This is a genomic window from Bacillus sp. z26 (assembly GCF_058313635.1).
This window is the reverse complement of sequence record NZ_JBZFQM010000004.1, coordinates 56,985-80,344: the sequence shown is the minus strand read 5'-3', so window position 1 is coordinate 80,344 and position 23,360 is coordinate 56,985. Positions and strand designations below refer to the sequence as shown.

The 23,360-nt window shown below is 36.9% G+C and carries 18 protein-coding genes and 1 pseudogene; 5 read left to right on the top strand and 14 right to left on the bottom strand.

The genetic code is table 11. The features are described 5' to 3' along the window. Positions 1-43: 43 nt before the first annotated feature. Complete coding sequence (locus AC4G3K_RS13540) at positions 44-328, bottom strand: hypothetical protein (protein ID WP_491075137.1); 285 nt, start codon at positions 326-328, stop codon at positions 44-46. Between the two features lie 381 nt (positions 329-709). Further along, positions 710-1,087: a PH domain-containing protein gene (locus AC4G3K_RS13535; protein WP_491133630.1), complete on the bottom strand. Its 378-nt coding sequence runs from the start codon at positions 1,085-1,087 to the stop codon at positions 710-712. 601 nt (positions 1,088-1,688) lie between these two features. Between AC4G3K_RS13535 and AC4G3K_RS13530 the strand changes: the two genes are divergently transcribed. Then, on the top strand, positions 1,689-1,988 hold the full coding sequence (locus tag AC4G3K_RS13530) for a TIGR04104 family putative zinc finger protein (RefSeq protein ID WP_491133629.1): 300 nt from the start codon (positions 1,689-1,691) through the stop codon (positions 1,986-1,988). 124 nt (positions 1,989-2,112) lie between these two features. On the opposite strand, the gene AC4G3K_RS13525 is transcribed toward AC4G3K_RS13530, so the two are convergent. The 5 genes from AC4G3K_RS13525 to htpG form a co-directional block, all read right to left on the bottom strand. Next, positions 2,113-6,573 carry a hypothetical protein gene (locus AC4G3K_RS13525; protein WP_491133628.1) on the bottom strand — a complete coding sequence of 1,487 codons (4,461 nt, stop codon included), beginning with the start codon at positions 6,571-6,573 and terminating at the stop codon, positions 2,113-2,115. Continuing rightward, positions 6,551-7,297 carry a DUF6063 family protein gene (locus AC4G3K_RS13520; protein WP_491133627.1) on the bottom strand — a complete coding sequence of 249 codons (747 nt, stop codon included), beginning with the start codon at positions 7,295-7,297 and terminating at the stop codon, positions 6,551-6,553. The genes AC4G3K_RS13525 and AC4G3K_RS13520 overlap by 23 nt, the downstream gene beginning before the upstream one ends. A 6-nt stretch (positions 7,298-7,303) precedes the next feature. Then, positions 7,304-8,809, bottom strand: coding sequence for a hypothetical protein (locus AC4G3K_RS13515; RefSeq protein WP_491133626.1), 1,506 nt, complete (start codon positions 8,807-8,809; stop codon positions 7,304-7,306). Beyond that, positions 8,800-9,879, bottom strand: coding sequence for a Wadjet anti-phage system protein JetD domain-containing protein (locus tag AC4G3K_RS13510; protein WP_491133625.1), 1,080 nt, complete (start codon positions 9,877-9,879; stop codon positions 8,800-8,802). The genes AC4G3K_RS13515 and AC4G3K_RS13510 overlap by 10 nt, the downstream gene beginning before the upstream one ends. Before the next feature lie 198 nt (positions 9,880-10,077). Beyond that, a complete protein-coding gene (htpG, locus tag AC4G3K_RS13505) occupies positions 10,078-11,955 on the bottom strand; it encodes a molecular chaperone HtpG (protein WP_491075144.1) in 1,878 nt (625 codons plus the stop codon). 253 nt (positions 11,956-12,208) lie between these two features. On the opposite strand from htpG, the gene AC4G3K_RS13500 reads away from it, so the two are divergent. Both AC4G3K_RS13500 and AC4G3K_RS13495 read left to right on the top strand, forming a co-directional pair. Then, positions 12,209-12,391: a hypothetical protein gene (locus tag AC4G3K_RS13500; RefSeq protein WP_491075145.1), complete on the top strand. Its 183-nt coding sequence runs from the start codon at positions 12,209-12,211 to the stop codon at positions 12,389-12,391. A 15-nt stretch (positions 12,392-12,406) separates the two neighbouring features. Then, entirely contained in the window at positions 12,407-12,655 is a 249-nt protein-coding gene (locus AC4G3K_RS13495; RefSeq protein ID WP_490994486.1) for a spore coat protein, read from the top strand. 356 nt (positions 12,656-13,011) lie between these two features. Here the strand turns inward: AC4G3K_RS13495 and AC4G3K_RS13490 are convergent, their stop codons facing one another. The 3 genes from AC4G3K_RS13490 to AC4G3K_RS13480 form a co-directional block, all read right to left on the bottom strand. Continuing rightward, positions 13,012-13,236, bottom strand: coding sequence for an NINE protein (locus tag AC4G3K_RS13490; RefSeq protein WP_491075147.1), 225 nt, complete (start codon positions 13,234-13,236; stop codon positions 13,012-13,014). Positions 13,237-13,770: 534 nt separating this feature from the next. Continuing rightward, positions 13,771-14,910 carry a hypothetical protein gene (locus AC4G3K_RS13485; RefSeq protein WP_491133624.1) on the bottom strand — a complete coding sequence of 380 codons (1,140 nt, stop codon included), beginning with the start codon at positions 14,908-14,910 and terminating at the stop codon, positions 13,771-13,773. A gap of 67 nt (positions 14,911-14,977) precedes the next feature. Further along, entirely contained in the window at positions 14,978-15,466 is a 489-nt protein-coding gene (locus AC4G3K_RS13480; RefSeq protein ID WP_491075149.1) for a prolyl-tRNA synthetase associated domain-containing protein, read from the bottom strand. A gap of 188 nt (positions 15,467-15,654) precedes the next feature. Between AC4G3K_RS13480 and AC4G3K_RS13475 the strand changes: the two are divergent. Next, positions 15,655-16,358: pseudogene (locus AC4G3K_RS13475) on the top strand (IS1595 family transposase). A gap of 845 nt (positions 16,359-17,203) precedes the next feature. Here AC4G3K_RS13475 and AC4G3K_RS13470 read toward each other — a convergent pair. Beyond that, positions 17,204-18,364, bottom strand: a complete 1,161-nt coding sequence (locus AC4G3K_RS13470; RefSeq protein ID WP_491076215.1) for an MFS transporter — start codon at positions 18,362-18,364, stop codon at positions 17,204-17,206. 585 nt (positions 18,365-18,949) lie between these two features. On the opposite strand from AC4G3K_RS13470, the gene AC4G3K_RS13465 reads away from it, so the two are divergent. Continuing rightward, positions 18,950-19,846 (top strand): sulfurtransferase, encoded by an 897-nt coding sequence (locus tag AC4G3K_RS13465; protein WP_491133623.1) that lies wholly within the window; start codon positions 18,950-18,952, stop codon positions 19,844-19,846. Between the two features lie 431 nt (positions 19,847-20,277). Here the strand turns inward: AC4G3K_RS13465 and AC4G3K_RS13460 are convergent, their stop codons facing one another. The 3 genes from AC4G3K_RS13460 to AC4G3K_RS13450 form a co-directional block, all read right to left on the bottom strand. Then, positions 20,278-20,688, bottom strand: a complete 411-nt coding sequence (locus tag AC4G3K_RS13460) for a DinB family protein (RefSeq protein WP_491133622.1) — start codon at positions 20,686-20,688, stop codon at positions 20,278-20,280. 122 nt (positions 20,689-20,810) lie between these two features. Next, positions 20,811-21,965, bottom strand: a complete 1,155-nt coding sequence (locus AC4G3K_RS13455) for a thiolase family protein (protein ID WP_491133621.1) — start codon at positions 21,963-21,965, stop codon at positions 20,811-20,813. Positions 21,966-22,031: 66 nt separating this feature from the next. Further along, positions 22,032-23,009, bottom strand: coding sequence for an NAD(P)H-dependent flavin oxidoreductase (locus AC4G3K_RS13450; protein WP_491133620.1), 978 nt, complete (start codon positions 23,007-23,009; stop codon positions 22,032-22,034). Positions 23,010-23,360: the final 351 nt, after the last annotated feature.

The window sequence follows — 23,360 nt, the reverse complement described above, 5'->3', positions numbered from 1 at the left end:
GGAGATCAGCCTGTATTCAGTTAATCTCCCGGCAAATTACAGCTTATTTAATTAATGCTTTCTGAGTTTTAAAGAATTCAGTAAAGGCAGCATTGATTTCCTTTGTCACTCTAAATTTGGATTTGCATCCAGTACAGCTATAACGAAACCCACCCTTTTTAACATCAAGAAAGCCAATAAACATAAAGATCGGGATTAAAAACCAACCAGGCATCGGAATACAGCATGCAATCAAAATAGCCAAAAACATCATATCAGAGACCGTAATTAGTTTTTTCACTTGATTCCCACTGCATTTCTCACATTTTATGATTTGTTGATCATTCATAATAATTCCTCCCTCTCATGACGATAAAAACGCTTTAATAATAAAGTGAATAAGAACAAAACCCGATTCAATAAAACCTATTCAAAAAGTTCACAATTTAGACACATATTATAGTATTCGTCACATATTTATGATGTCCTTTGTTTTATCAATTATTTATAAAAATGGTCATTTTTTATTAGGCATTGACTAAGTTAAATAAACCTAAAAGACTAGTTAACGTGGTTTTTTTAAGCGTATTCACTATTATGTTCGTCAGAAAATGTCTCAAATAATTCAAAATCAAGTTTTTATTATTTAGTACTTAGGGGATTTGGGGAATGCATAAAAAAGAGAGAGCGTTCAAAACGCCCTCTCCTACTCTATATTTGTTTGTTTTTTTTATCCACAAACATAATAAGCAAGCAATTTTTGAATATCTTCAATACTATTTCCTTTTTTGAATGTCTTCATGATAGGCATATCTGCTCCAGATAACCAAATTTTAAGTTCAGCGTCCATGTCAAATGTTCCTGCTGTTTCCGTACTGAAATGTGTAATACTTTTGTATGGGATAGAATGGTACTCGACTTTTTTTCCAGTCATGCCTTGTTTATCTACAAGAATTAGTCGGTTCCCCGTAAATACAATTAAATCCCTGATTAACTTGTATGCCTGTTGAACTTCTTCGCCTGGAAACAATACTTCTTTTAATGATTTAGAAACCTCTTCCTTGCTTACAGTTGAAGAATTACCCATTAAACCATCTAAAATCCCCATATATATATCCTCCTCATTAATCCTATATCTTAAATTATAGCGTATTACTTAGTTCTTATATATTGGGAATAACTGGATTTTTACCGCTATTCTTAATAAGTTTACTTCCTGTAAATCTAAAATATATGAGGCTATATTATTTTCAACTTTTCTAATCAGATTCCTCATCCTAATTCCCATCGTACGATTGATTTAATCATAATCCAAAGGTAAGGGAGAGGTATGGGAAAACACCATATGATACACCTTTCCTACACCAATACCTGGGTACAGGTGCGCCAAGGGTGCAGCGAAGCACCTATGATACACCTATCACTCACCTATGCCCGGGTAAAGGTGCGTCAAAGGTTATTGAAAGGTGTGGGAAAACACCTACGGTACATCTATCCCACACCTCCGCCCGGGTAAAGGTGCGTCAATGGTGTTGGATAGGTGTAGCGAAACACCTACGGTACATCTATCCTACACCTTTCCATTACACCCCAATACTCAATACTTTATGACTCTTCTTGTTTTTTCATTTTTATAAAAATTAAGCTCTGTTATAATAAAATAAATCCCTTTTTTTAGGTTGTGGATTAACAAAAAGGAGGCTTTTGTAGTGCCAACTTGTCAAAACTGTAGAATAAAGTGGTCATATACCGAATCAATCAAGAAATTATTTTCATCCCGTAGACAGATGAAATGCAGTCATTGTGGAGAAATTCAGCATCAAAGCCCATCTTCTAGAAAAGCAACCTCTGTATTTGTTTTATTTCCACTCATAACGATCCCTTTTACTGTCCTTTTCGATTTATCATTATCTTCTATTCTATTTTTAGAATTATTTTTGATGCTTGTCGTCCTGTTGTTAATGCCTCTATTCCTGAGATTAACTGATAAAGAAGAGCCGCTATGGTAAAAAAGGAGACTGCTAAGTTAATCAAGCAGTCTCCTTTTTCTTTACTAGAACTCTTTGTTTTGAAGTTACTCCAAAAATCATTCTGGAGCATCTATTTATCTTTCAATAAATAAAATAATCCACTCTATTGTAAAACTTCTTCTTCCTGATAGATCCGATACGCTGGTACTACGGTGTCTGTCACAATTTCTTTGCCGTTTTCACGTACAAAATCGAGCTTGTAATAGGAGTCAAAGCGCTGGCTGATCTCAGTTTTCACCAATTCAGGCGGTGTAACGACGATTAACTGGAATTTTAGCTTTTCAGCAACCGCAAAAATCGGATCGAGAACATGCGCTGACGCTGCCTGGCCAAACGGATTATCACAGACGAGTGATACCCAACTGTTGTCCGCCTCGCTCTTAACGGATAGGAGCATCATCATCATAACCATCCGGGCAGATAATTTTTGACCGCCGCTGCCATCTGACTTTGTTTTAGACCCTTGGTTTATCGTTCTCCATGTTGAATAATGTTCTTTCTGAGGTCTGCCGTACATGAAGGCATTATCAGTCCGCATATTATAGACCAGCAGCTCAGGGAAACGATTGCGTAGAGATACAAACAGGATTTGTTCATCGCTGATTAATTGTTTAATCTCAACATCAAGAGCTTTATTATGGTCATCGATTGTTTCAAATTGCTTCGTAATCTTATCTATAGCTGCAACGAAATGCTGTTTTAAGAGTGGTTCCACTTCTTCCGCATTCTTAGGTAAGATATCTTCCTTCAATTGCACAAGCGGGAACGCCCCACGCTCATTTTTAATCTTCATCTTGGCAATCATGGACCGGATCGCATCGGACATACTCATGATTTTCATGCTGGCACGGCTTGCCCAGAAATCCTGCGCCTTTTCAGCACGTTCTTTATCACGATCCAATTGCTCCAAACCGCTCCTCGAGAAGCGTTTCATATTGGCAATAATCGTTTCGATATGTGCATAATGGCGGGTATCCATATGATCCAAAGAAGACAAGACTTCATTTTTAAACCGCAGCTCCCAATCTTTATCTTCAATCGTAAGCTTCAGCTTGCGGAGTGATTGTTCAAGCTTGGCATGCTTAACTTGTTTTTCTTCAAGGAAGTTTTGGTGCGCCTCACACCAGGCTAAAATACATGATTTACCCTGATTTTTAATTTTGGCCACTATCTCTTCCGTAAATGGCAGAGGATTTTCTTTTAAAATAACGGATAATGTTAATTGGTCTCCCTCATATCCATTGATACGGTCGTTCATCTCTTTCAGTTTCTTTTCTGCCTGACTCAGTTCTTTTTTGGTCAATTTAGTCCGGTCTTTAATTTCAACCTCTTTAACTTCCAGATCCTGTTCTTCCCACTTTTCTGGCTCCTGTTCATACTTGCTAAGCTTTTTCTCCGCTTTTTTAGTTTGTTCATTCGCCATCTTTAAGGATGTTTCAGCAACGGTGACTTCTTTATCCTGCTTACGCTCTTCTTTATCCGCTTCTTTAGCATCTTTGTTAGCGGTCTGCTGCAAACCTTCAAGAATGCTGATTGGTTCATCCGGTACAGATTTTTCTCTCCAATCTTCATGAAGCTTTGTTAGCTTTTTCTCCAATTTAGATTTCTGCGAAGTTTCCGCGTCTTTCTGTGCTTTTAACGTGAGCAATTCCTGTGCTTGTTCTTCCTTTGAGCGCTGCAATTGATTTAATTCAATCAAATGTCCTTTAATCTTATCCAACATATGCAGAGATAAACTTGGAACTTCCTCATTACTTTCGATTTTTCCAACAGAGGGGAAAGTAGCTGAGCTTACATATTGGCCGATTTGCTTAATGCTTTGCTCTATGGACATTTTCCATTCCAAATAGGTTTGGTTCCACTGAGCGCTCCTGTCATTAAGCTCTTCTAATTCCTTGCTGATTTCTTCTTGTTGTGCGATAAGATTAGCTTTATGAGTTTCCTTTGCTTCATTCAATTGTTTATTCTGTTCGAACTTTGCTTTTTCCTGTTCAAATCCTTCTACGACTTCTATCTGTTTTTCACATTCATCGATTCTATTCTGCTTTCTATTAATTTGTTCACGTAATTGTACATGCAGCTCTTTTTCTTTATTGAGGATTTGAATGGTTCGTTTTAATTCGGCATCGGCTTGGGATATTTCCTTTTCTTCCTGCTCGATGTATTTGGCAATATCGATACAAAGCTCAGTATCTGTCATTCTGTTTAACTCATTATATAAACGGCGAAGAGATCGTTCTGATTTTCCAAGTTCATCTAAGATATCTTTTTTCTCTTCAATTTGTTTGGAAATGGATACTTTCCATTTCAAATAGGAGTCCCGGTTTGTAATTAACTCATGTTCTTCACCGTGTAAAACAACAAATGAAGACACAGCCTGATCCTTCATTTCTTCTCTCAAATAAATAGGAACCGGGCTTTTAAATAGCCTTCCCTGTAAAAGATGATGATTAATTTTCTCCCATTGCGGCTTGCTAACGACCAACCCAAATGGCAGAAGCGGATATGCATCCAAGTGATGAAGACGTTCATCCTCATCCAGGGATTGCAGGTACTGTGTTCCATAGAAGACATCAATGCCTGTTTTTTCATCAATCCACTCTTTAAACTCTTTCACGTCCTGATTGGCAATCCAGAAATTCTCGTCGTTTAAATAATGGTCAAGCTGACTTTCCCATAGTTCTTTTTTGACCCGTTCACTTTCTTCCTGGTTTTGGTTCAGATGACTTTCAATACCTGCTGCATATTTAGATAAAAGAGCATGCGATAAAGGTGAAGACACATCATCTAAAATAAGTTTCAGTCGTTCCAGAATAGACGCTTCTTTTAGTTCTTGCTTTTGAAAAGCTTCATTCCATTGATCACGTTTGATGGTCATATGTTTCAATGATTCACGTAACGTTCCTAAAGATCCGGATAGTTCATTTTGTAATTCCTGCGTTTGTTTATCCTTATCCTGAAGCTGTTTCAAATCATCCTGGAGTTGGATTAAATTTTGTTTAAAATGAGCAATTAACCCAGGTAAATCATACGTAATCCGGTCTCCAAATTGAGTGGCCATTTCATTTGCTTTTTTATCAAATGTTTGCAGCTCATCCTGTAAGGCATGTATTTCTGTACTTAATTTAGCAATTTCAATGGTCTTTTGTTTATCATGCCCACTTACTTCCTTGCTTCTTTTATTAAGATATTTTTTGTAAGCATGGTACTGATTATTAGCCTCAGTAATATCGAGATTAACTTTCTCCCACTCAGCTGTCATCTCTGCCTTGATCTCATCCATCCGCTGATTAACCTGTTCTAACCCGCTGTTTTGTTCAAGTTTATTCATTTGTTCAATTAAATTAAGGATGGTATTTTCGTATTCACTCCATTCCTTCAATAAGAGGGAGAAAGTGAATTCATCTTTAATCGCTTGTTTTTCCGCAACAATTGTTTTCAGCTGTTCATGCTTCTCTTTATCTTTCTCGAGTTGCTTTTCCCAATGACGAACGTCCTGATGTGCTTTGGCATACTCCAAATTATCTTTTTCAAAACGTAAGACAGATAATTGCTCCGATAATTGTTCAATCTTTGCTTCAAGTGTACTAAAGCCTTCTTTTTCTTGTTTAATCACATGCTCCAAAGCACCGAGAAGCTGCTGGCCTTCTTCTGTACTTGCCTGTACAATCTCTTCATGCTCCACACCAATCCTGACACGTTCTTCAAAAGGAACGATATCTTCTAAAAATTCCTTATGGGCTTGTTCTCTTTTAAGCAGAACTGGGAGATCTTTAGCGATGCTAGCCTGGCTTTTAAAAATCTCCATCAGGTCATTTTTTTGAGATTCCGCTTTATTTAACACTTGAGTGATGGTCGGGATAATTCTTTTTTGGAAGAGAGAATGATCATCCTCTGCGCCTTCAAAAAATTTACCTACCCCGCCTTCATCCCTATTAATCTCTTTCATAATGTCCCAATCTTTTCGATTGATGCCATATGTATCAAGAATGCGATAATGTTTCTTTATGTCGCGGTATACATCGAATCCATTCCATTTGAAATAATCCTTCAATTCGTCTGAATCTGCTACTTTTCCATTTTCATAGAGAGGAATATGTTCCAAAGCAACGTCCTCTTTACGATCAAACTCTCTTGCATAAAAAGTGATATTCGGGACAATTTTAGCCTCGCGTTCATTTGTTTCATTCTCAAGGCCGCTTTCCTCATCCAGCAATTTCTTTTGCTCAGCAGAGAACATACCACCCGTTACTAAATGACGCCCATCAGAACCATCCAGTTCCCATTCAATCAAGATGTGGAAGGTATACGGTGCAAACTGTTCCTTTTTATTAAAGAAAAATTGTTGGTAGAAACGATTGTTTTGTTTTCCCCATGCCGTTCCCGGCTTGAGCACCTGGAAGATTGATTGGAGGAAAACACCTTTTCCACCGCCATTCATCATAGCGATTAATCCATTTGTAGATGTTTGTTGATTGTGAAAATCAAAGGTTGTATCCTTATATTGCTTTTGCATCCCGTCATATTTCAGTCCGACGATTCTAATGCGATGGATTTTCGGCATTCTCCTTCTCCTCCGTCTTCATAAGTTCCTTCATTTGTTCATATCGGTCATAATCATGATAAAGGAATTCGATCCGTTCAAATAATTCCATTTTCGGGACGGCTTTTGGTATATCGTCTCTGTCTAAAATCACGACTAATCCTTCTGTTTCCAGCAGTCTCATAGCTCCGGTAATCAGCCCAATACGCGTCCGTCTGTTCCCTTTCCTTGTACCGTAATCATCAGCTTCCACAACCATATTGATCCAAGTTGTTACGATATCCGGCATATCAATGGCTTGTTCTTCTCCAAATGACGGATTTTCTTTTAACATTCGATTCCAGTTTGTAATCAACTCATTCACTTGGCGTTCTAAAGCGTAATATGTGATTCCTTCACGCTTCGTCCGAATTCTAGCTGCCTGGTTCTTATCCACCATCGCCAGAAAAGCCATAAGAATGATACTCATTAAATTGAAATACTTCTTATTTTCTATTTGCTTATGCTTATCTTTCATATGGGTAAAGTTAGTAGCGAAAACAGATCCTGCTGGCTGCACAACTAAATGGATTCGCTTTGGTGATTCGATAATATAGGTTCCGGATTCATCTGCCAGTAACAAAACCGTCTGTCTGACTTCCGGTTCATAGTAGGTTTGGAAATGCTCGCTCGTTTCATCAATAACTTTGTCTTTTAATAATGTAAAATAAACATGCGATGCTTTTTTTACGATTTCATTATTCATATAGCCTTACTCCTCCCGGAGACATATTTTAAATGGTGTCATTTTAGTCCTATACCATATAACAGGAGCGGAACGATGGTCGAATTCAGTATAAATCTGGCAACCTTCTAATGATAAAAATTGTGGATATTCATTCATTATTCGATGCAGAAGGATTTCACGTTCATCCGATAATGTCTCTAATTTCCGTGTTGGTGATAGGATTCTGAGAGGTTTCTTATCAAATAACATCCATAAATCAAGTGTTTCACTTTCTTCAAACCATTGGTCCTGTACGTCCATTGGCATATCCGCTAAATCAGCAAGTGAAAACTCTCCAAATTGCTGTAAGTGTTCAAATACATCTTTCCATGCTTTTATGATGGAAGACCAGTCTGTCACACGTTTAGTAAACTCTTCTTCGTCATCCCCATCCTGATTTGTATCTTCTATTTGCAGAACATTTGCCTGTTCCTGTTCCATCCAAATCCAATCAAGCGGGAGAATGAATTCATTTCTTGGAGAAAATAAAGGTCCAATCATGTTTTCGACTAAGTCAAAATCCTTGATTCCCTCTTTCATAATCCAATTTTCATAAATATGCTCCCGGAATGAAACAAGGCTGTTTTCCCAGAATAAAGATGGGTTCTCTGCTTTTAACTTCATTTCATACGAAATATTTTGGATAACCAATTTGGCAAACCGGTCATGCAGCTGTCTGGTGTGTTCAATTTTTTCGTGAAGTACGAGTAATTCCTTTTGAACAAGACCATTCTCTTCAGTCCATTTTGCCTTTTCAATCATAGAGGAAATGGTACGGAAATGATTTTTCTCTTCTTCAAATTGTTCCTCAATCTCCCAGCGATTTTCCTCCCTTTGGTGTTCTTGCTCCACAAGAAGAATCTTGGGATTGTTGACCATCTCTTTTTGAAAGGTATATTCCTTCGTCATCAGACGATTCACCCTGGAAATCAGATGGTCCAGATTCCGTGTGGCTTTTTTAAAATTCCCATTTTTAATCAGCTGCATGCTGTACAGCTGTTCGATCGTAATCGAGAACTCTTCTGCCATCTCCCGGCTCATGAATATCATTTCTTGTGCGACATCGGTTAATTTATAGACAATGGATCCACCCATTTCCAGGTTAGTATACAGTTCGTCCATTGTTACATAACGAAAGGTTTGAGTATCCCAAGCCTGTTTGATTTCATCAAAATATACCGATTCAAATGGTTTGCTGTATTCTTCCTTCCCTTGAAATAGGAGACCGTTCGTAATCCGCTCCACTTGCTTTTCATCAGCCGTTAGCTTCATCTGTTTGATGCTATCCTCGACCATATGTAAAATATCCATTTTTCTTCGGCCGTCATCATCATTCAATTCACGATAGAAAATAGTCAATAAAACTTGCATTAAAATAGTCTGTATATAGGGCTTCAGTTCGCCGATTTCCATTCCTTTCCCCAGTTCGAACAAAGGATTTAATCGCTTCATCCTTTGGGCAAAGCCCTCCCACGATTCATTCACGTCCATCGCCTCCAAGTTTCAATCGTTAAGACCTCCTGCGGAATCCGTTTTTGGTCAGCCCATAACTCAGTTAAGCTCCTCTGTTCCTCTTCCGTAAACCAAGAAATGAATCGGTCCCTGTGTCCTTCATTACATACTTGCCCTGTTTCCAAATTGGCCAGTTCTTTGCATTCAAGCATTTTCCGATATATTTTTAAAGCAGGCTGAATGGTACACTCCTGATATTTATCTATTAATCTCATGCAAATACTGTAACCCTCTGCATCCAGGTCACCCGCATAATAAAATAAATAGGAATCCTCTGGGAAAAGTTTAAAGAAAAAGGAGAAGCTTCTTTCAATCTTTTTGCCCTCACCATAAATAATCAGTTCCGGTTCATAATCCAAAAGGTCTTTTTCCAGTAATTGAACGCAAGTTTGGAAGAAGGATAGATTCTCAACAATCAACACACGTTTTATATCCGCCATCTGAACCCCTGTTTTCATCCAAAAAACAAACGGCTCTCCCATCCTTGTGCTCTTTAATTCTTCCATAGAAACTCCGATTCTTTGTAAAAATCCTTTTCCTTCTGGAAACATTTCATTGTCTGTTAGGAATTTTTCATGTCCGAAAAGCTCAAGGCTCCGCTCCTCCAAGGAGACGATTTGCCTAGTGTGACTGCTTTTTAGAAAAGTGTAGAGGTGTTTGATTCTTATCCATTCCTCTTCTGTTTGCCACTCCGGATGTCTTTCGTAAAAAGAAAAATCGAATTGATCATTCAGCTTAAGCATTTCAAGACGATCCCATCTGGTGATTTCCTTTTTAATCGTAACCCAATAAAATAATGGCAACGCTGGATAACGGCCATTTGTTTGTTTATTTAAGATAGGGGTAAGTACATTCTCCTCTACGAGTTTTTCTATAACACCGTGAAACAATGTATACCCATCCATATCAAAATAATCCTCTATATGTATTCTTAATTGACTCTCCAAGTCATTTATATTGATCTTTTTCTTTTGGTTGGGATGCTGTATATCTTCAATAAATTGCCTTACTCTCACTTCAACCTTATTAATAACTGCCACCTTCTTCATACATCATCTTACTTTAAGGATTATATCAAACGGATCATTATATGAATATCTTATTTTCCTAATGGAGAATTTTGTCGATAGTCCTCTTATTATACACAAAAATGTTGGTATACCGGCTTAAAATAGTGAAAAAACAAAAATTAAAAAAGCATCAGTCCACCCATTTTCAGAGGGTAAACTGATGCTTATTGGTTAAGATTAGACCATCACTTTGCAAATATTATTTGTAAATTCTACAGGGTCATTGATTGGCAGTCCTTCTATTAATAAGGCTTGGTTATACAAGAGCTCTGTATATAGGTCCAGTTTAGCCTTATCTTGTTCATAAGCAGCTTTTAAAGAGTGGAAGACTTCATGCGTAGTATTAATTTCAAGTACTTTATCAGCCTTCACATTTTGATTATCCGGCATAGCATTTAAGATTTTTTCCATCTCAATCGTGATTTCTCCATCAGCGGATAGGCAAACAGGATGTGTTTTTAGACGTTTGGATGCTCTGACATCTTTTACCTTGTTTGCAAGCAAGTCCTTCATATAATTGAATAACTCAGCATTTTCTTCCTTATTATCTTCCTTTTCCTCAGAAGAATCGCTATCAAATCCAAGATCTCCACTGGAGACAGATTTAAATTCTTTTTCTTTATAATTCATGAGCATCTTAATTGCGAATTCATCAATATCTTCAGTGAAGTAGAGAATCTCATACCCTTTATCTAGTACAACCTCAGTTTGAGGAAGTTTTTCAATTCTTTCATAAGAATCACCTGTTGCGTAGTAGATGTATTTTTGGTCTTCAGGCATTCTTGAAACATACTCATCAAGTGTCACTAATTTATTCTCTTTGGAAGAGTGGAACATGAGTAAATCTTGTAAAGCATCTTTATTTGCTCCAAAATCACTGTACACACCAAATTTGATTTGACGGCCAAAAGCATTGTAGAATGACTCATATTTTTCACGGTCATTTTTCAATAGGGATTGAAGCTCGCTTTTAATTTTTTTCGAAAGGTTTTTCGCAATCAGCTTCAGTTGACGATCATGCTGCAGCATTTCTCTGGAGATGTTCAGAGATAAATCTTCTGAGTCAACCATTCCTTTCACAAAGCTGAAATGGTCCGGCAATAAATCAGCACATTTCTCCATGATGAGCACGCCATTAGAATACAACTCAAGACCCTTTTCAAATTCTTTTGAATAATAATCAAACGGAATATTTTCAGGGATGAAAAGAATTGCATTATAACGAATCGTTCCATCTACATTGATATGCAAGTGTTTAAGTGGCTTATCAAAACCGTAATGCTTCTCATGGTAGAAGCTTTCATAGTCCTCTTCCGTTAGTTCACTTCTATTCTTTTTCCAAATTGGCACCATGCTATTGATGGTCTGTTCTTCGATGACATTTTCAAATTCATCTTCGCTGCCTTCGATTGGGCGTTTTTCCACACTATCCATTTTGATTGGATAACGGATAAAATCAGAATATTTCTTGATAATGGATTTTAATTTAAATTCATCTAAATATTGATCGAAATCTTCTTCTTCGGAATTCTCTTTAATCGTAAGGATGATTTCAGTACCGACTGTTTCTTTTTCGCATGGAACGATTGTGTATCCTTCTGTTCCTTCTGATTCCCATTTATAGGCGGTATCCGAACCAAGAGCTTTACTGATCACGGTTACTTGATCCGCTACCATAAACGCCGCATAAAATCCGACACCGAATTGACCTATAATATCGTGGCCATCTTTTGATTCATTTTCATTTTTAAATGCTAAAGAACCACTTTTGGCAATTGTACCGAGATTATTTTCTAACTCTTCCTTTGTCATCCCAATACCTGTATCCAAGATAGTTAAGGTTCTATTATCTTTATCTGCACTTACTTTTATGTAATAACTCTCTTTATTAAAAGTTAAGGACTCGTCGGTTAATGCCTTATAGTAAAGTTTGTCAATCGCATCGCTGGCATTTGAAATAAGCTCACGCAAAAATACCTCGCGCTGGGAATAAATTGAGTTAATCATCATTTCAAGTAATCGTTTGGATTCGGCTTTAAATTGCTGTTTTTCCATATTCGTCTTTTCCCCTCCATCGTGTTTCTGTAAAGAAAGAATCTTTGGCAATTAGCACTCATGATTAACGAGTGCTAATTACATCTATTTTTAATTATTCACAATTTTAATATGGTGTCAATATTTGTAGGAAAACTTATTAGTTTAAAAGTACGTTTTGAAGTAATTTGCTTAGAAAATCAACTTTTTGAAATGCATATTTTATTGTCTTTCAGCAGATAGTAGTAGTGAATTTTATTGGAGGAGTGATGATATGCCAAATTTAAATGAATTAGAACTTCAGAACCTGCGTCATATGATCGGTTCACACGCGACCCTGGCTACCAAGCTGGATTATTATGCACAGCAATGTACAGACCCTGAAATCATCCAGCAATTACGGAAAGATGCTCAGGACGCAAGAACTCATAAAGAAGATTTAATGAAATTTTTATAAGCGGGAGGTTTAGTCATGCAGGAAAAAGAAATGATCAATGATTATTTATCTGGATTAAACAGCAGTCTCACAGGTTATGCGTCTATTATTGCACAGACCGAAAATCAGGAACTAAGACAAAAGGTTCAAGACATGAGAAACCAGGATGAACAAAGACAATATGAAGTCTATTTACTAGCCAAGCAAAGAGGCTATTATAAACCAGCACAACCAGCAACCGAGGACGAAATCATGACCGTTAAAAACGAGTTATCACAAGGATAACAAACAGGACAATACCTGACCCCTCTCCTTGACAGGGTGGGGGTCGCTGGTTCGAACCCAGTCGGGATCATATGATAAGTCATCCTTTGTTTTCTAGTTGTTTCATCAAGATAATCCTATATTCATTTTTATGACTAACGTATGGTTTGTTAATTCCACCAACCTATTTTGGAGAACTTTATAGGCCAGTATTATTTTTTCTTCGCTTGCAGTTCTTACAATATTTCACTAAAGATAAATCCTATAATTCCCCCTAAGATTGGTCCGATAACAAAATTAAACCTCAAAAACGGTTCCCTTTTCCTAATTAAAAATAGTAGGACCGTTGGCCCTACTATACAACCTCTTATATTTTATTATGCTGCATACTTACCTTTATCTTCGAAATACTGTCTATCTATCATGCCCTTCATTCTGAAAAGGTCAATCCATAGAATGATAGAAAGCGTACAGATAGAAGCCAGCCAATACCAGAAAATATAATGTACTCTTTCTTTTACATACATCTTATGAGCACCGATTGATCCGAAAAATAACCATAATAATAATGCTACACCAAACGATTTTCTTTGAACTTGCATTATGATTCCTCTTTCCTATAAAAACTATAATTGCAGACAAAAAATATTCTCGCCTAATTGATTATAAACCATAAAATGGTATTGTATACCTATTTTTTCACAAAATAGGATTAAATTTCTACATTTGTAAGAAATTGTTCCGGTTTCTTCATACTTTAAGCAATATTCTGTTCTTTGATGGATAGAGGGTAAGTTCGTGAGAGTATGGACAAAAGTTTGAATATATTACGGTTTGATATAAAAATGTTACACGTGAAGAACCATTATTCACAGGACAATGTTAGCGATATGTATCTATAGTGATTAAGGAAATATCACCATTTGGTTATACACTTTACCTGTGTAGAATGTTTGTCACCTCACATGTACTGCTAACCAGTACATTGATATACATTGTACTTCTGTTATATGGTGATGCACGCTTTATATTGATTGCTTTTTGAGAGTGATCAATAATCAAATGCCTGAAGTATATGAGTCGTATGGCACCTCAACTATTAACTTAATAATTCATAAACATAATTGTTCCTTTAGTTATTTAACTCCAAGATGTAATTTGTATTCATCTATATCAAATTCATCTTTAATATTTAAAGCATTCTTTATCGAACTAATTTTTGTATAATCATCATCGTTTTTTAATATATTTGTATAAATAGATATTGTAAATAAGTGCTTGATAGCCAACTGATCTTTAAGATCACTTAGCAAGTTACAAAATTCATTAAAATTCAGATGAATCATATTGTTGATTAAACTTTCCTCTTCTTCATTAAGATTTAATCTTTTCGTTATATTGCTCTGCATTTCAATAACATTGTTTATTCCTTTTTTATCTTTATTATCAAAAATTCCAACATGATACAGGAGAGGTATGGTTAGAATTGAATAATATCGATCTAAAACCGCCAATTTTTGAATTATCGGTATAATGGTTCCTCGAATCTTAAATTTTTCAATCGCTAGATTGCCTAACTTCGAAGTAAAGGTTCTATTTGCTAAAGCTGCGATTGGCATATTGACCCCAGGTACTATTAATTTCAATAAAGTTTTTTCAGTGATTTTTTGAGCCAGTTTTTGGCCTCCAACTCTTTTCGCCATATTTTGTATCCCAGTTCGAATGCCTGATCTCAAAGCTTTTCTTCCTAAATATTCCGTAGTTTGAGGTCCTGCTTTTAAAACTAAATTGCTGACATCATCCCAAACATTCACACCTAAAGCAAACCAAAATAAAGTTATTATATCTTCCGGATCTTCTCTGTCCAATTCAGCATCTAATAAAATAGAAACTTCATATACTAATTTCAATTGCAAATATGTAATAAAAGAAATTTCACCTATTAACGATGCTCCTGCAACTGTAAGAGACCAACCTCCGGTAACTACAGTTGATAACTCCGCTGTAGATACGACACCTGCAGCAGATGCTCCTACAATAGCAGTATAATTTGATGTTGTCTTAACAAGTTTTTTAGCCTTTTGTTCATTACTTAGGCCAATGTATTTCCTTTTGAAAAATTTCGCATCTAATTTATGAGGTGTTTCATTCAAAACCATTTGCAACACTTTTGTAAACCAAGTTCCTTCCTGTATGTGCTTAACAGGATCATCCTTGAAAAGATCTCTGAATTCTTCTACTTGATTTTTTACATCTTGAAGTTCTTTTTTATCCATTAAATAACACTTCCATACTATTTTTTACTTATTTATTAAACTCAGCTAACTTAATTGGTTAGCTTAATTACAGTTCTACAATCGTGTACACATAGCCAATTGTAGTTATGAATTTATACATATCTTCTGTAGTAATAAATAAAGTTTTAGAATTGTCATTAGGATGGAATGTCATCAATTTTTCTGAGAGCATCTCTTTATCTAGATAGACTTTTATATCGTGTCCCTCATTATTTAGTAATCCAAAAATAGAAACACTACCAGGAGATAAAGACATTTTTTTCATTAATCTTTGAGGTGAAGCTAAGCTTATCCGTTTTTCATTGAGTATCGTAGCAAGATGATCCATATCAAGACGCTTTGCTCCATTCATTATAACTAAATAAAACGCATCTTTTTTTTTGTTGGTAAGGAAGAGCGTTTTAGTGCGTACCCCTTCTTTTCCATCAATATATTTGTCTGCTTCAGCTGTTGTCCAAGCAGGAGGGTGTTCAACTACTTCAAATGGAATATTCATTTTAGTTAAGGTATTATATACAATCTGATATTGTTCCATAAAGAATAGGCCTCCATCATTAGAGTTCTGAATATTTTTATTATACTAAAATATTTTATCATAAAATCCTGAATTATTTGCCTTCGATAAATCATTCAAAAGGGATTTATTCTACTTTCACCGATTTAACCAACACCTCACTTTATAGAACCCGCCGTCTGAATAAATGGATAAAATTCATTGAATGTATGATTGATGGTTACTCCCTCCGTAAGTCAGCCGAGATGGTCAAAGGGGTAACCCACGTTACGCTGTTTTACTGGAGACATAAACTATTATCAGCCCTGAAACAAATTGAAGTAGAAAATTTTCAAGGTATCGTTGAAATGGACGAGACCTATTTCCTGTACTCTGAAAAAGGGCAGAAGAAAATTGCTGGCAGAAAATCTCGTAAACGTGGTGGAAAAGCCATAAAGCGTGGCATCAGCAATGAGCAGGTCTGTGTATTAGTAGCTAGAGACCGTGACAAAAATACAGTTTCGACAACCCTTGGTGTAGGCAGAATAAAAAAGAGCAATTGGATAAAGCCATTGGTCAAAAACTGTCATCCCAAAATGTGTTATGTACAGACTCTTGGCGAGCGTTCAGAACCTACGCTACTGACAAAGGAATGACCATTTATCAATTCAAATCAGATGGTAAAGTCCGCACAAAGGGTCTTTATCATATCCAAAACGTCAACAGTTATCACAGCAGACTTAAAGGATGGATACAGCGTTTTAACGGGGTGGCAACCAAATATCTTGATAATTACCTTGCGTGGTTCCAGGTGCTTGAGAGCATCCAGCACCAACTGAACGAAGTGACATTTAATGATATGATAATTAAAAGGTATTTAATTCCAATCGTTGAAACATATGATAAACTTAGGTTATCTAAGTTCGTGAAATAAAGATATGTATTGAAGGTACACCTTTTGATTGTGATGAAAGGAAGGAAATTGTTTTGAAGAAGGTTAAAATCAATCTATTGATTATATTCGCTTTAATAGCGAGTTCTATCTCAATGGCAATATATGCTTATGGAAATTTTAATAACCAAGAAATAACATATGGAGTAGTTTTCACTGTTTTATTTTTCCTGTTTATTGGAATGGTTTTTTATAGTGTTGTAAGAAATAAGAAAATCAATTATGAAGATAATAAATCAAATGAATTCTCTTAAGAATTAGTTTATGAACCACTTAAGGACTTCCAAATATAAGGAAGTCTTTTCTTAAATGTTAAATATCAACATATAAATTTAACAAAGGCAAATAATAAAGACTCAGCTAACCAATAGACCATAACAAAAGAAACTGCAATCTGATGCGAACCCTGGAAGTTAGATTGGACACTAACTGGGGTTCAGTACAGATCGCAGTTCCCTTACTTTTATCAAAGATAAGCTGCTAGCAAATCTTTAGAATCTATTAGCCATATAGTATTGTTAGCTTATTTTAGCTACCGATTAATCAGATATATAAAAGCTAGTACTACAATTAATAATGCAAAACGGTCAACAATAAAGAATGAGATGGCAGAAATAAGACCAAAACTTGTAACATTGAACCGAAAACAACATGAAATAAAAAGGAAGTAATTTCACGAATCACCCCTTTTTTTGTTCTTTAATCTTATTTCAATTAATGGCATCGGCTCTTTGACTTATCAGCAACCTCAAAAAAACCAAGACTGCATAAAGAACAGATTCCTCTCCCTTCATAACAAATCTTGGTTTTATAATCTATTTCTATCATTATCCAGCCATCGTCAACTTGCCTTTCCTTTTCCATCCATATGCGAGCAATACCGTAATAAGAAGGATAGCGAAGCCCATGACAAATGGATAGATGATGTTAATATCATACAAAGAGCCTGCTACGGTTGGCCCTAGCACGTTCCCGATGCTCATATATGCATTATTCATCCCCATCGCAAATCCTTGTTCCTCCCCCGCCATTTTCGAAATCAGTGTGTTCAAGACTGGTCTCAAGATACTTGTTCCTAAGAAAATAATCAATGTAATGCCAAAGAAAGCGACATAGCTTCCAGCGAAAATCGATAATAAATAGCCCATTGCCGTCAATAAGATGAAAAAGATTAATACAGAGCTCTCACCATATTTATCGACGATTTTATCAACAATAAATAACTGGGCGATTACACTGACAATTCCCGTTGCGGTAATCATATTGGCAATATCCTGCGGGCTTGCTCCAAACTGATCGTTGACGAACAAACCAAGTACAGACTCATAAGCCATCAGGCCAAGGCTCATGATGAGCGTAATAAGCAAGACGATGAAATACGGCTTTTTCACGGAATTCATGAGACTACTAAGGAAAGGCTCTCCTTCCATTTGTGCCCCTTCCCTATCCACTTCTGGCCTGCTTTCTTTTAACACTAGAACTGAAAAACAAACCGCCGCAAAAGCGACAATTGCCGATACCAAAAGCGGCAGCTTCAAATCAATCTCAGCTAAGTATCCCCCAATCCCGGGTCCGACCACGATTCCAAGGGACATAGCCGCGGAAATGAGGCTGTTCCCCTTTGCCCTTTGCTCAAAGGTTGTAATATCCGCCACATAGGCAAATATGGCCGGTACCAACAATGCTGCTCCAGCTCCGCCTAGCAGTCTAGATAAATAAAGAATCCAAATAGAATTGGACAAATAAAATACGAGTGCTGAAAGTGAAAGGCCAATTAGGCCATATATAATCATCTTTCGCCTTCCATATTGGTCTGCCCATCGTCCTGCAATGGGAGACATAACGAGCTGGGCGCCCGCGAATACGGCAATCAACAGTCCTGCCGCGGTACCGCCCTCCCCAATTGAAGCCAAATAATCCGGTAAAATCGGAATCACAATCCCGAAGCTGCCAATGGCAATGAACATATTGACCATTAGGATCAGCATTTTTTTATTTAAGATTTTCACGTTAAGCTACGTTCCTCCCCCTTGACAATTTACATCGTACGCTGGCTGGCTGCATAAACTTCAATAACAACGGCCATACGACCATTCTATCTTCCTGTATACCATTCTGGCAATTGATGGGTATCAGCGGAGAGGGATACCTTCATAATACGAGAAGATAATTGTTGGATATTTTCTTAATGATGATTGTTTCTGTAAAAAATGTTGCATTGACTAATTGCTCTTATCTGCATTAGAAAAAGAAATTCTAAGTATAAAATTAAATTGCACTACCATTGTTTTAAAAAGAGAATTGATGCAAAAATTATTTTTCAATATGTATAACCTGAAGATCTCATATAAATAACTCCTTTACCAATAATCCCTATTATACTCGCAGCACAATTTAAGCTATCCAAAAGTTTAGGGTACTCTAAATATACTGGATAAATTTCTTTCCAAAAAAATAAACTACAAATAGGACCTAAATAAAATTGTCACTGATGTTGATAAAAGCTAATTCATAGTATTTACATAGAAATTATTGTATATTTAACGAAATAACTTATATAGGAGGATATATGCATGCAAACAATCCCGATTATTGTTTCTACCGAATGGCTATCAAATCGACTGGATGATCCTAAATTGAGATTAATAGACGCTACAACACTGATGAAACCGCTAGATGATGGCAGTATCACCCTTTCATCCGGTAAGGAATCATATGAACATGGACATATACCTGGGGCTGTTTATGCAGATTTAATAAATGAACTGTCAGATTCAGCTTCTGATTTACCGTTCACTGTTCCTGATAGAGATTATTTTATCGAGAAGGTTTCAGAATTGGGAATTGGCAGTGAGGATACATACACCGTAATTTATGACCGTGGAGCGGTTGTTGGAGCGCCATTCTTTGCTCCGTACTGGGCATCTCGATTAAGATGGCAGCTTAAATATGAAGGTTTGGATAATATCGCAGTTTTAGATGGCGGGTTGCCAAAATGGATTGAAGAAGGTCGACCGACATCAACTGAAAAGGCATTCTACCCTAGAGCTTCGTTTAAAGGTAACAGAAGAGATGATTTATTGGTTACGATGGATGAAGTTTTGAAATCAGTGAATGATGATTCCATTATACTAATCAACAGTCTGTCTCCTGAAGATTTTCGCGGTGAAACCAACAGCTATCCGAGAAAAGGCCATATACCAGGCAGTGCTAATGTGTTTTTTGGCTGTCATACTGATTCAGCATCTAAAAATATTCTCACGGATGAAGAATTGAAGCAAAACTTTGCGAATACAGGTGTCTTTGATCCCGGTAAAAAAGTAATCACCTATTGCGGTGGCGGTATAGCAGCTACTTGGAATGCTTTGATACTTGAAAAACTAGGTGTGCAAAATGTTGCAGTGTATGATGGTTCTATGAACGAATGGGCATCTAAACCTGATTTACCTTTAGTTACAGGGAGTAAATAATAGATTAAATAGGCTGTTTTCTTAAAGATTGTTGCTAATGCAGAAAAAATAGACAGCTTTTTTGCTGTCTATTTTTTTCTAAAGCACTTGATCGTTTTTGTACAGGACTTCACACCTCATTAAACTTAATCCTTAATTACGTTGTACATACAAAAAGACCCCTTTTTATTTAAGAAAATCTCCCAACTGTTGAACAATGAATATACGAAAGATCGATCATTTATTTGACTAACCCACCCCTTTAGCCAACCATAAAGCAGGAATATCACCCGCTTCGCGATAGAGAATGAAAAAGCTTCCGTCAATTCTGCTTTTACGGCTGGGCGAGGTAGCTTGCTGAATTATGGTGCCTTAGGACCAATCAACGCCACCCCAAGAGGATTGCAACTTTCGCAACAATACAATTTGGCCGAGATGATACGTATCGTGCATCATGATATTGCTGAGTAAGCGTTCAATAGGTTATCTGCATAAGGAGCTTTTAACTTTTCATCGTCAAGGTCCGCAATGACCGTTTTTAATTTATTCATGACTTCATTAAGGCTTTGCACTGTCTGGGACCACCCAATTTGGTCTGCAGGATCCCCAGGATTTCCAAAGGTTTCTTCATTGTTTTCTGCCTTATGCGGATTCTCTGTTCCCTTAATTCGATGGATCACATCTTCATTCCAAAATATCAAGTGGTTGACAATCTGCCATATCGAATTGCTGATTCCCGAACTTGTCCATGCCGCCTCAGATGCGGTGACTCCTTGAAGTGCCTGATTCATGGAAGCAAACCATTCATTTTCATGGCAATGCATGTCGAGTTGTTCTAATAACATTTTGGTTACAACTTGCATACTACCAATCTCCTCTCTGTTTAGGGAACCTTTGTTCATCACGGTAATAAAATTTTACCTGATAAATAAGTAGAAAGGCATAATTCTCGTCCAAGCCATTTCTACCTATTCAATATGAAGTATTATTCTATGATTCTTTCAATAATCGTAGCGTTCGCCATTCCCGCTCCTTCACAAATAGCCTGTAAACCATACTGACCCTCTATCCGTTCCAGTTCATGCATTAATGTAATCATGACGCGAGCACCACTCGCCCCTAATGGATGACCAAGAGCAATAGCTCCTCCATTAACATTTAATTTTTCCGGGTCAGCCCCGAGTTCCTCCATCCAGCATAAAGGAACAGGCGCAAATGCTTCATTTACCTCATATAAATCCATGTCATTTATGGTCAAACCAGCCTTTTTCAATACCATTTTAGTAGCCTCAATCGGACCTGTCAGCATTAAGGTAGGATCAGAGCCAACTACTGTACGAGAAATAATTTTAAAGCGCGGGCTTAATCCTAATTCAATCGCTTTTTCTTTTGACATAATCAGGATGGCTGCTGCGCCATCACTCATTTGACTGGCGTTACCTGCATGAATGACTCCGTTTTCTTTAAACACGATTGGCAATGTTGCGAGTTTCTCCATGGAGGATTCACGTCGAGGACCTTCATCTTGGGTAACCAAAGTTCTAGTCCCATCATCATTCGCTACTTCTACTGGCATAATTTCTCGTTCAAAACGACCTTCATCCTGTGCTCTTACAGCCTTTTGATGACTTTTCATAGAGAACTCATCTAATTGACTTCGGCTGAATCCCCATTTTTCCGCTATTCTCTCTGCAGATAATCCCTGGTTAATTAGTTCATAACGTGAAGATAGTTCTTCACTTGGTTTAGCATGTAACCTATTTGAACCCATTGGCACGCGCGTCATACTTTCAACTCCACCTGCAATTACAATATCCATATCCCCGCTTAAAATAGCCTGTGCAGCAAAATGAACTGCCTGTTGACTCGAACCGCATTGACGATCAATTGTTGTGGCCGGTACATGAATGGGGAAATCGGCCATCAGTACAGCTGACCGCGCAATGTTAATGGATTGTTCTTCAACCTGAGATACACAGCCGATAATAACATCTTCCACCAACCCACTTGAAATCCCGGATTTCTCAACAAGTTTACGTAAAACTCCAGCAAGTAAATCATCGGGCCGAACGGAGCTGAATACTCCATTTCTTTTCCCTACCGGCGTTCTTACCGCTTCCACTATAACTGCTTCTCTCATTAAAATTTCCCCCTTTGAATTCCTCTTTGAAATAAATTTCCAGCATTAATTATTAGTGATTTCATGTTATACCCTTGATACTTGAACAGAAGATAATGTGTAGATGGCTTCCTTATATTCTTCTAGCAAGCTTTTAACAATAGATTCTATTGGTTGAATATTCTTAATGGACCCTACACCTTGACCAGCGGACCAAATATCTTTCCAGGCTTTTGCTTCATTTTGTTTTAGAGCCACATTCATTTCGCTTTTTACCGGTAGGTTTGCAGGGTCCAGTCCAGCTCTTTTGATACTTGGGATAAGATAATTGGCATTCACACCACTAAAGGTATCCGTATAAACAATATCGTTGGCATTCGATTCAATTAACATTTCTTTATATCCTTCTTTAGTAACCGCTTCCAATGATGCGATAAATCGCGTTCCCATATAAACAAAATCTGCCCCAAGCGCTTGTGCAGCAGCAATTTCTTGTCCATTAGAAATACTTCCCGCCAAAATAATCATTCCAGCCCAAAATTGTCGTACTTCAGCTATAAAGGCAAATGGATTCAATGTCCCTCCATGACCTCCTGCACCGTTGCAAACAAGGATTAATCCATCTACTCCAGCCTCTGCTGCTTTTTTCGCATGTTTAATGCTTATTACATCAGAAAATACGAGCCCTTCATATTCATGAACAATCTTAACTTCATTTACCGGTTTTCCAAGCGACGTAATTACTATAGGAGGTTGATATTTCTTAATTAACGCTAAATCACTTTCATAACGATGATTAGTAGAGTGGACGATTAAGTTAACACCCCAAGGTGCAATGGTTTTGTCTGAATTTTCTTTCTGCATTTGTGTATGTCTATCCTTTATTTCTTGAAACCATTCCTCCAATTGTTCCTCAGTTCGGGCATTTAAAGTTGGGAATGTACCTATTACCCCAGCTTTACAACTTGCCAGTACCATTTCTGGAGTAGAAATAATAAACATTGGTGAAACAATAATCGGTAAAACAGTTTGCTTCGCTAATTTTTTTACTCTGCTTTCTCTCATTCTTTCTCCACCTTCCCTATTTTAAAGCCACAATATATTATCATATTCCGAATTTACAAATTCATATCTCTGTTTTGTAGTGAAAGAGTATCATCTTGTCGTTTATTTGATATATCGAGAGAAAAGACTATGTAGAGCTTTAATAGAATCTGTATACTGGCAATTCATCAATATCCGCAATTAAAGAATCTTCTTTAACACCTATATCCGTAATTATATTAAATATTTCATTGGGATAAGTTGGCCTTTATTCAAATGCATTTTGCATAAAACGCCCCCCTATCCAATTCCTGAACGAGATAAACTCTCTTTCAAACTAACGCATTAAAATCCCCTTCTCTCCAATCAGCT